At 72.7% G+C, this 9,194-nt stretch carries 8 protein-coding genes; 1 reads left to right on the forward strand and 7 read right to left on the reverse strand.

Translation table 11 applies throughout. The features are described from left to right. From AB0J72_RS58515 to AB0J72_RS58545, 7 genes are all read right to left on the reverse strand, one after another. Positions 1-422 (reverse strand): universal stress protein (locus AB0J72_RS58515; protein WP_363417831.1); only part of this gene is annotated, 422 nt, incomplete at its 3' end. A 73-nt stretch (positions 423-495) separates the two neighbouring features. Beyond that, positions 496-744 (reverse strand): acyl carrier protein, encoded by a 249-nt coding sequence (locus AB0J72_RS58520; protein ID WP_363417834.1) that lies wholly within the window; start codon positions 742-744, stop codon positions 496-498. Beyond that, a complete protein-coding gene (locus AB0J72_RS58525) occupies positions 741-2,039 on the reverse strand; it encodes a dihydrolipoamide acetyltransferase family protein (RefSeq protein WP_363417837.1) in 1,299 nt (432 codons plus the stop codon). The genes AB0J72_RS58520 and AB0J72_RS58525 overlap by 4 nt, the downstream gene beginning before the upstream one ends. Then, the gene (locus tag AB0J72_RS58530; protein WP_363417840.1) at positions 2,036-3,016 is read right to left on the reverse strand and encodes an alpha-ketoacid dehydrogenase subunit beta; all 981 of its coding nucleotides are present in this window, start codon (positions 3,014-3,016) and stop codon (positions 2,036-2,038) included. The genes AB0J72_RS58525 and AB0J72_RS58530 overlap by 4 nt, the downstream gene beginning before the upstream one ends. Continuing rightward, entirely contained in the window at positions 3,009-4,031 is a 1,023-nt protein-coding gene (gene pdhA / locus AB0J72_RS58535) for a pyruvate dehydrogenase (acetyl-transferring) E1 component subunit alpha (RefSeq protein WP_363417843.1), read from the reverse strand. Before pdhA ends, AB0J72_RS58530 begins: the two co-directional genes overlap by 8 nt. After that, positions 4,028-5,797 carry an acetate--CoA ligase gene (gene acsA / locus AB0J72_RS58540; protein ID WP_363417846.1) on the reverse strand — a complete coding sequence of 590 codons (1,770 nt, stop codon included), beginning with the start codon at positions 5,795-5,797 and terminating at the stop codon, positions 4,028-4,030. Before acsA ends, pdhA begins: the two co-directional genes overlap by 4 nt. 162 nt (positions 5,798-5,959) lie before the next feature. Continuing rightward, the gene (locus AB0J72_RS58545) at positions 5,960-6,805 is read right to left on the reverse strand and encodes a universal stress protein (protein WP_363417849.1); all 846 of its coding nucleotides are present in this window, start codon (positions 6,803-6,805) and stop codon (positions 5,960-5,962) included. 377 nt (positions 6,806-7,182) lie between these two features. On the opposite strand from AB0J72_RS58545, the gene AB0J72_RS58550 reads away from it, so the two are divergent. Then, positions 7,183-9,194: glycoside hydrolase family 9 protein (locus AB0J72_RS58550; RefSeq protein ID WP_363417852.1), on the forward strand; the 2,012-nt coding region annotated here is incomplete at its 3' end.

Consider the following 9,194-nt stretch of genomic DNA (forward strand, 5'->3'; position numbering starts at 1 on the left):
ACGACCGGGCAGGGGGCGTGCGTGGCGACCTGCGTGCTGACCGATCCCAGCAGGAGACCGGCGAAGCCGCCGTGGCCGCGGCTGCCGACCACCAGCTCGGCGGCGGTCCTGGCGGTGTCCAGCAACGCCACCGAGGCCGGCTCCGGCCGGGTGGCCGTGGTGAGCCGCACTGTGGACGCGGCCGCTCTCGCCCGGTCGGCGGCCTCGGCGACGATCTCCGCGGCCGCCTCCTGGATCCCGAGCTCGAACGGTGACGGCGACGGCGGGACGGCCGGCGCGTAGATCGGCGGCGGCCACTGGAACGCGTGCAGGATGTGCATCGGCTGGCCCCGGCGCACCGCCTCCGCGGCTGCCCAGTCGACAGCTTCCAGGCTCGACGGGGAGCCGTCGACGCCGACGACGATGGTGTGTTCGGCAACCATGGTGACCTCCTTTTGAGGGTACGACCTGGGTGAGATCCTCCGCGGGGGCGCCGCGGTGCCCGGCAGGCTGCGGTCAGGTGGCGGCGGCCGTGCAGAGCCAGTCGGCTGCCGCGCTGATCGTGGTCAGCCGTGGATAGTCGTCCTCGTCGATGCGGACTCCGGTGCGCCCGGTGAGCAGTTCGACGACGCGCAGGAAGTCCAGCGAGTCCAGCTCGAACGCCTCGCGCAGCTCGGCGTCCGGCGGCACGGCCGCCGGGTCGACGTCGGGTGCGACCTCGCGCAACGCCGCACGGATCGCCTCGGTTGCCTCGTCGCGGTTCATAGCTCCTCCGGTTTCTGCATGAGCCGGGCGATGCGGTCGAGGAAGCGGGAGCCGACCGCACCGTCGGTGGCCCGATGGTCGGCGGCGAGGCTGACGCGCACGATGGGCCGGACGCCGATCAGCCCGTCGACCGCCCACGGCCGGTCGACGATGCGCCCGAACCCCACGAGGGCGACCTGGGGCGGGTAGATGACCCCGAGGATGGACTCGCTGCCCTGCTCGCCGACGTTGGAGACGGTGATGGTCGGGTCGGCCATCTCCGAGCCGCGCAGCCGGCCGCCGCGGCTGCGGGTGACCAGGTCCCGCATCCGGTCCATGAGCGCGCCCAGATCGAGCTGGTCGGCGTCATGGATGGCGGGTGCGACGAGCCCGCCGCCCCGCAGCGAGACCGCGACACCGACGTGGACACCGCCGCCAGGCACGAACCCGTGCTCGCTCCAGAAGCCGTTGAGCTGCGGCACCTGACGCGCGGCGAGCGCGGACGCCTTGAGCAGCAGCGCCGCCGGCACGATCCGCCGGGCGACCGGCAGCCGGCGGTTGCACTCGCGCAGCCACGCCATGGCGGCGGCGAGGTCCACGCTCTCGGTCAGGTAGTAGTGCGGGATCTCGCGCTTGGACCTGGCCATGAGCGCGGCGATCGTCGTCCGCATGGCGGCGGTCCGGTCTGCCGCGGCGGTCGCCGCCACCGGGGCGCTCGGTGCACCCCGGGCCACGGTGTCCGCGGCGTGGCGCACCTGGCCGGCGTGCACGGCGCCGTCCGCCGCGGTGGGCACGGCGGTAAGGTCCACCCGGAGCTCGCGGGCCAGGCGCCGCGCCAGCGGCGTGCTCCGCACCCGGGTGGGAGGGGCCGCTGCCCGCTCGACGTCGATGCGCATGATGCGGGCGCCGGGGCCGCTGCCGTGCAGCGCGGCGAGGTCGACGTGACGGGCGGCAGCGAGCCGGCGTACCAGCGGCGACAGGACCAGGGACGGCCCGCCGCCGTCGCCCGCCGGCGGCGACGCAGGCGCCCGCACGGCGGCCGGCGGCGGTGCGTCGGCAGGTGGCGCGGCGGGCGGTGGTGCGGCGTCGGCGATGGTGGCCAGCACGGTGCCGACCGGGACGCGGTGCCCCGGCTCGACGACCAGGTCCTGGACGACGCCGTCGGCGAAGCATTCGACGTCGATGGCGGCCTTGTCGGTGTCGACGACCGCGACGATGTCACCGTGGTGGACGGGATCGCCGGGGTGCACGAGCCACTCCAGCAGCGTCCCGTCCGTCATGTCCGCGCCGAGCGACGGCATCCGGAACTCGCTCACGACGCGCCGACCAGATCCCGCGCGGCGCGGACGATACCGGCCGGCTGTGGCAGCGCGGCCGCCTCGAGGTGCTGCGCGTACGGCAGCGGCACCTCCGCCGAGCAGACCCGGCCGACCGGCGCGTCGAGCTCGTAGAACGCCTGCTCCACGATGCGCGTGGTGATCTCCGCGGCGAGACTGCCGGAGCGCCAGCCCTCGTCGACGACCAGCGCGTGGTGCGTACGGGCGACCGACTCCATCAGGGTCACGTCGTCGAGCGGCCGGAGCACCCGCAGGTCGATCACCTCGGCGTCGATGCCGTCGTCCGCCAGCTCCTCGGCGGCGGTCAACGTCTTGCCCAGGGTCCCGCCGTACGTGACGATCGTGACGTCCCGGCCGGCCCGCCGGATGCCGGCACGGTCCAGATCGGTGGGGCCGGCGCCGTCGGGCAGGTCGCCGCTGGTGTTGTACAGCGAGCCGTGCTCGAAGACGAGCACCGGGTCCGGGTCCTGCAACGCCGTCCACAGCATCCCGCGGGCGTCGGCGACCGTCGCCGGCACGGCGATGCGCAGCCCCGGAATGTGCGCGTACCAGCCCTCGAGACTGTGCGAGTGCTGCGCCGCCAGCTGCCGGCCGCCGCCGGTCGTCATCCGGATCACCAGCGGCACGCCGCACTGGCCGGCGGACATGTGCCGCAGCGTCGCCGCGTTGTTCATGATCTGGTCCAGGGCGAGCAGGCTGAAGTTGACGGTCATGATCTCCACGATGGGTCGCATGCCGTTCATGGCGGCGCCGATGCCCGCGCCGACGAAGGCCGACTCCGACAGCGGCGTGTCGCGGATCCGTTCGGGGCCGAACTCCTCCAGCAGGCCCAGGCTCACGCCGAACGCGCCGCCGTAGCGGCCCACGTCCTCGCCCATGAGGAAGACGCGCTCGTCGCGCCGCAGCGCGTCGCGCATCGCCTCCCGCAGCGCCTCCCGGTAGGTGGTCTCAGCCATTGCGGGCTCCTCGCTCGGCGAGGAGGAAGCGGGTGAGGTCGGCGACGTCTTCGACCGGTGCCGCGTCGGCGGCGGCGACGGCGGCGTCGATCTCCGCCGCGACCGCCGTCTCCATCGCGACCACCGCGGCGGCGTCGACGACCCCGTCGGCGCGCAGCTGCTTGAGGAGCCGGTCGATGGGGTCTCGCCGCTTCCACCGGGCGATCTCCGCCTTGTCGCGGTACCGGTCCGGGTCGTACATCGAGTGGGCCCGGAACCGGTACGTGCGCAGCTCCAGGAAGAACGGGCCGCGGCCGCCGCGCACGGACGCGACGGCGCCGGCGGTGGCGGCCCGCACGGCGAGCACGTCCATGCCGTCCACGGCGGCGGACGGCATCCCGTACGAGCCGGCCCGCGCGGCCAGATCGGTGACCGCGTGGGTGCGCTCCAGCGCGGTGCCCATGGCGTAACGGTTGTTCTCGCAGCAGAACAGGACCGGCAGCCGCCACAGCGCGGCAAGGTTCATGCACTCGTGGAACTCGCCCTCCGCCACCGCGCCGTCACCGAAGAAGCACGCGGTCACCGCGGGACGCCCCAGCATCCGGTCGGCCAGCGCCAGCCCGACCGCGAGCGGCAGGCCGCCGGCAACGATCGCGTTGCCGCCGTAGAAGCGCCGGCTGATGTCGAACAGGTGCATGGAGCCGCCCCGGCCGCGGCTGCAACCGGTGATCCGGCCGAACATCTCGGCCGTGACCGCCTCGGCGCTGACACCGCGGACGAGTGCGTGGCCGTGCTCGCGGTACGTGGACACGACGGCGTCGTCCGCGGACAGCGCCCCGATCGCGCCGACCGCGACGGCCTCCTCGCCGATGTACAGGTGCATGAACCCGCGGATCTTCGCCGCGCTGTACAGCTGCACGCACCGCTCCTCGAACCGGCGCACCCTGACCATCTGCCGGAGCAGGTCCACGCGCGGGTCTGCCGGACCCGTCGGCTGGGTGGCCGACTGGATGACCGGCTGGGTTCCGGCGGTCATCGCGACACCTCCAATGTGGACAGGTCGCCCTCGGGCAGGCCGAGCTCGCGGGCCTTGAGCAGCCGGCGCATCACCTTGCCGCTGCGCGTGTGGGGGAGGTTCTGGTCGAAGGCGATCTCCTTCGGGGCGAGCGCGGCGAGCCGGCGCCTGCCGAGCGCGAGCAGCTCGAGCCGCAGTGCGTCGGCCGGCTGATACCCGGGCTTCAGCGACACGAACGCCTTGACGATTTCGCCGGCCACGGTGTCGGGCTTGCCGATGACGCCGACCTCGGCGACTGCCGGGTGCTCCATGAGGACGCTTTCGACCTCGAACGGGCCGATCAGGTGCCCGGCCGACTTGATGATGTCGTCTCCGCGGCCGACGAACCAGTAGTAGCCCTCGTCGTCGCGTCTGGCCAGGTCGCCGCTGAGGTACCACCCACCGGCGAACGCGGCGCGGTAGCGCTCCTCGTCGCCGAGGTAGCCGCGGAACATCGACGGCCAGCCGGGGCGCAGGGCCAGCTCACCGACGGCGCCCGGGGTGTCCAGGACGCGGACGGCGCCGTCGACGATCCGGGCCCGCCCGTCGTCGCCGCGCTCCAGCAGCGCCGCCTCGACGCCGGGCATCGGGCGGCCCATGGAGCCGGGTTTGACGTCCATGCCCGCGAAGTTGCTGATCATGATCGCGCCTGTCTCGGTCTGCCACCAGGTGTCGTGCGCGGGCCGGCCGAAGACCTCCCGCGTCCACAGCACCGTCTCCGGGTTGAGCGGCTCGCCGACCGAGGCGATGAACCGCAACGCCGACAGGTCATACCGGCGGGCCGGCTCTGCGCCGTGCCGCATGAGCATCCGCAGCGCGGTCGGCGCCGTGTACCAGTTCGTTACCCGCAGCCGTTGCAGCGTGTCGTACCAGCGGCGGGCGTCGAACTCGGCAGCGTCGACGACGACCGTGGCGCCGTGCACCAGCGGCGCGACGATGCCGTACGAGGTGCCGGTCACCCAACCGGGGTCGGCGGTGCACCAGAACACGTCGTCGGGGCGCAGGTCGAGCGCGTACAGGGCGGTGGCGTAGTGCGCCACGACGGCCTCGTGCACGTGGACCGCGCCCTTCGGGTGGCCGGTGGTGCCGCTGGTGAAGTGCAGCAACGCCATGTCGGCCGGGTCGGTCGGCGGCACCTCGAAGGTGTCCGCCGCCGCGTCGACCGCGGCCGCGAACGACTCGGTGCCCTCGGGCGCGGGACCGTCGCCGACGACCAGCACGTGACGCAGCTCCGGCAGGGCGTCACGGATCGGCGCCACCCGCCGGCTGTACAGCTCGGGCGTGGTCACCAGGACCTTGCCGCCGCCGCGGTACAGCCGCTCCCGGATCGGTTCAGGACCGAACGCTGGGAACAGCGGCGCGCACACGCTGGTGCCGCGCAGCGTGCCAAGTGCCGTCACGTACAGCTCAGGAGTGCGGTTGAGCAGGGTGAACACGCGGTCACCGCGGCCGATGCCGCGGGCGCGCAGCGCGTTGGCGAAGCGGCTCGTGCGCCGGGCCAGCTCCGCGTACGTGACGTCCTGCACGGCGCCGGAGCGGTCCACGCAGCGGAGCGCGACGACACCGGCCCGCTCGCCGGCGGCGTGCCGGTCGACTGCCTCGTAGCCGATGTTGAGCCCCCGGCCATCGGGCAGGCCGGACAACCACGACCGGGCATGCTGCCAGGTGAAGTCGTGACGGACCCAGGCGTAGTCGGCCAGATTAGCTCGCCTGCGGTCGCCCGCCGTCTTCCGGATGCGTTCGCTCATCGGATGCCATCTCCGTTCTGAGGAACGGATGCTCGTCGTATCCAGCGTCGCGCGGATCGTCCGGCACGCCCAGCGCCGTTGATGTCGAGGGTCGTGCCGTTGCGGGTGAACGACGACGGCTCAGTCCGCGGCTGACCGCTTGGCTGGTGGACTTCGAGAGCCTCAGCGGCGGGCCACCAGCACCGGCGCGGATGCGTGCTCGAGGAGCTGCTGGGTGACCGACCCGAGCCGCAGCTCGTCGGAGCCGCCCGTGCCGCGGGGGCCGAGCACGACCATGAGCGCGTCACGCGACTCGGCGAGCAGGACCGGCGCCGGAGCTCCGTGAAGACAACGCAGCTCGACCCGGACCCGGGGATGTTCGGCTCGCCAGGGCTCCACGTCCGCCGCCAGCGCCCGGTCCGCGAGGTCGGCGAACCGGCCCGGGCTCGCGGCGAAACCCCAGCGGCGCGGCGGTTCCTGCCAGGCTCGCACCGCGATCAGGTCGACGTGACGTGACGCCGCTTCAGCGAAGGCCAGTTCGATGGCCAGCTGCGCATTGTCCGAACTGTCGGTGCCCACCAGCACCGGTGGATGCTCCGGCAACACGGCGGCCGGGTCGGCCCAGCGCTGCGCGTCGGGGACGACGAGCACCGGGCAGTGAGCGTGCACCGCCAGTCGCACGCCCAGGGAATCCGCCGGCAGCGGCTCAACGTCACTCGGCCCGCGGCTGCCGACCACGACCAGGCTCGCGTGGCGGGACTGCTCGACGAGGATCTGGGCGGCCTCGCCCTGCCACGTGCTGGTGATGACGTGGAGGCCGGGTTGGAAGCTCTGGGCCTCGGCGGCGGCCTGCACGGCCGGTTGGAGGTCTTCGGGCGTCGGCTCGTGCCGACCCGAAGCGCCCAGCGCGTGGGTGATCTGCAGCGGCCGTTGGAGGCGTACTGCCTCATCGGCGGCCCAGCGGACGGCGCCCACGCCGGCTGGGGAACCGTCGATGCCGACGATCACCAGCGGGTCCGAACTGGTCATGTCGTCTCCCGCATCACGCGCCACTGCCCGATTCACCGGGTCCGGACGGCGTACCCCGCGGCGGCGGCAGGTATGCCGCGGTGGAGCCGGCAGTCCGGCCCCTCGACGTGGCCAAGCCTCCCGAGCGCAGCCGCTTGCTGGACGGGCTCGTCGGTGCTGCCCTTCGAGGTCGGCCGATACAGGGACATCGTTCGGCATCCGCCACGGATCCAGTTGACCGGGAGTGAAGCCGGAAGGTCCGTCGACGGCGAGTGACCGTCGGCTACCTCTCGGTCCATGCCGGGATGGTGATTGTCCGGGGGACGAGCGACTGTTTGAGCGTCAACCACGGCTCATGCGACTGGGGTTGCGCCGTGTTCGCGGGGCATGGTCGAGGCATGGTTACGGTCAAGGAACCTCGTGAGCAGGTGTTCAACGGCACGTTCGACGGCAACGACACCGCCGGCTGGTTCTCTGCCGGGACGGCGCTGGCGGCGGCCGACGGGAAGCTCAGGGTGCAGGTCCCGGGCGGTACGCAGAAGCCCTACGACGTGCTCGTCGGCGAGAACGACATCCGGTTGAACGCCAACACCCCGTACGCGATCTCGTTCACCGCGTCGGCCAGCCGGCCGGTGACGATCAAGGCGCAGGTCCAGCTCGGCGACCAGCCGTACACGGCGACGTGGACGCAGGACCTGCAGCTCACCACCAACCCGCAGCAGTACCACTACTCGTTCACCTCCAACCTCGCCACCGAGCGCGGCCAGGTCTCCTTCCAGCTCGGCGGCTTCGGCGAGGCGTGGACGTTCACCCTCGACGACGTCTCGCTGGTCGGCGGCGAACCGTGGCCGTGGTACGTCCCGGAGACGGACCCGCCGGTGCGGGTCAACCAGGTCGGCTACCTGCCGGACGGGCCGAAGCACGCGACCGTGGTGACCGACGCGTCCGACCCGCAGTCCTGGCAGGTCGTCTCCGGCGCCGGCGAGGTCGTGGCCTCCGGCCGGTCGACCCCGCGCGGCGTCGACGCGTCGTCGGGGCAGAAGGTGCACACCATCGACTTCTCGACGGTGACCGCGCCCGGCACGGGCTACGTGCTGCGTGTCGGCGGACAGCAGAGCTTCCCGTTCACGATCGCCGGCTCCATCTATGACCGGCTGCGCCGGGACGCGTTGCACTTCTTCTACGTGCAGCGCAGCGGCATCGCCATCGACGACGCGCTCGCGCCCGGCTACGCCCGGCCGGCCGGCCACGTCGGTGTGCCGCCCAACCAGGGCGACACCAGCGTGCCGTGCCAGCCCGGCACCGGCGACTACCGGCTCGACGTGCACGGCGGCTGGTACGACGCCGGCGACCACGGCAAGTACGTCGTCAACGGCGGCATCGCCACCGCCCAGCTGCTCGGCCTGTACGAGCGCGCCAAGACCGCGAAGACCGGCAACCCGGACGCACTCGGCGACGGCACCCTCGACATCCCGGAGCACGGCAACAAGGTCCCGGACGTCCTCGACGAGGCCCGCTGGGAGCTCGAGTTCATGCTCCGCATGCAGGTCCCGGACGGCAGACCGAACGCCGGCATGGCCCACCACAAGGTCCACGACCGCGGCTGGACGGACCTGCCCTGCCTGCCCGACCAGGACCCCAAGGTCCGCGAGCTGCATCCGCCGTCCACCGCGGCGACCCTCAACCTCGCCGCGACCGCGGCCCAGGCCGCCCGGCTGTTCAAACCCTTCGACGGCCCGTTCGCCGACCGCTGCCTGGCCGCGGCCCGCACCGCGTGGAAGGCCGCGCAGGACCATCCGGCGATGTACGCCAGGCCGGACGACACCGACGGCGGCGGTGCGTACGACGACGACGACGTCCGCGACGAGTTCTACTGGGCCGCTGCCGAGCTGTTCATCACGACCGGCGAGCAGCCGTTCCTCGACCACCTGCGCGCCTCGCCGTACTGGACCGGCGACGCCTTCCGCAACACCGGGCCCGACTGGAAGTTCGTCGCACCGCTCGGCCGGATCGACCTGGCCACCGTCCCCAGCAAGCTGGCCGGCAACGACCGCGACGCCGCCCGCAACTCGGTCCGCGAGGCCGCCGACCACTACCTGCAGACCGTCCGCGACCAGGCCTACGGCGTCCCGATCGGGGAGAACGACTACACGTGGGGCACCACGAGCGTCATCCTCAACAAGCTCATGGTCATCGCCACCGCGTTCGACCTGACCGGCGACCAACGCTACCGCGACGGCGTCCTCGAAGGCCTCGACTTCATCCTCGGCCGCAACGCGCTCAACAACTCCTACGTCACCGGCTACGGCAGCCGCTACTCACACAACCAGCACAGCCGCATCTACGGCCACCAGCTCGACCCCAGGCTGCCCCAGCCGCCAGCGGGCTCGATCGCCGGCGGACCCAACCC

This window comes from Dactylosporangium sp. NPDC049742 (assembly GCF_040674675.1).
In the GTDB taxonomy this organism is placed as follows: domain Bacteria; phylum Actinomycetota; class Actinomycetes; order Mycobacteriales; family Micromonosporaceae; genus Dactylosporangium; species Dactylosporangium maewongense.

Bases quoted from the DNA above. Each gene is read 5' to 3' on its own strand.
- acsA (WP_363417846.1), bottom strand. From the start codon at position 5,797: ATGAGCGAACGCATCCGGAAGACGGCGGGCGACCGCAGGCGAGCTAAT.
- pdhA (WP_363417843.1), bottom strand. From the start codon at position 4,031: ATGACCGCCGGAACCCAGCCGGTCATCCAGTCGGCCACCCAGCCGACG.
- AB0J72_RS58530 (WP_363417840.1), bottom strand. From the start codon at position 3,016: ATGGCTGAGACCACCTACCGGGAGGCGCTGCGGGAGGCGATGCGCGAC.
- AB0J72_RS58520 (WP_363417834.1), bottom strand. From the start codon at position 744: ATGAACCGCGACGAGGCAACCGAGGCGATCCGTGCGGCGTTGCGCGAG.
- AB0J72_RS58545 (WP_363417849.1), bottom strand. From the start codon at position 6,805: ATGACCAGTTCGGACCCGCTGGTGATCGTCGGCATCGACGGTTCCCCA.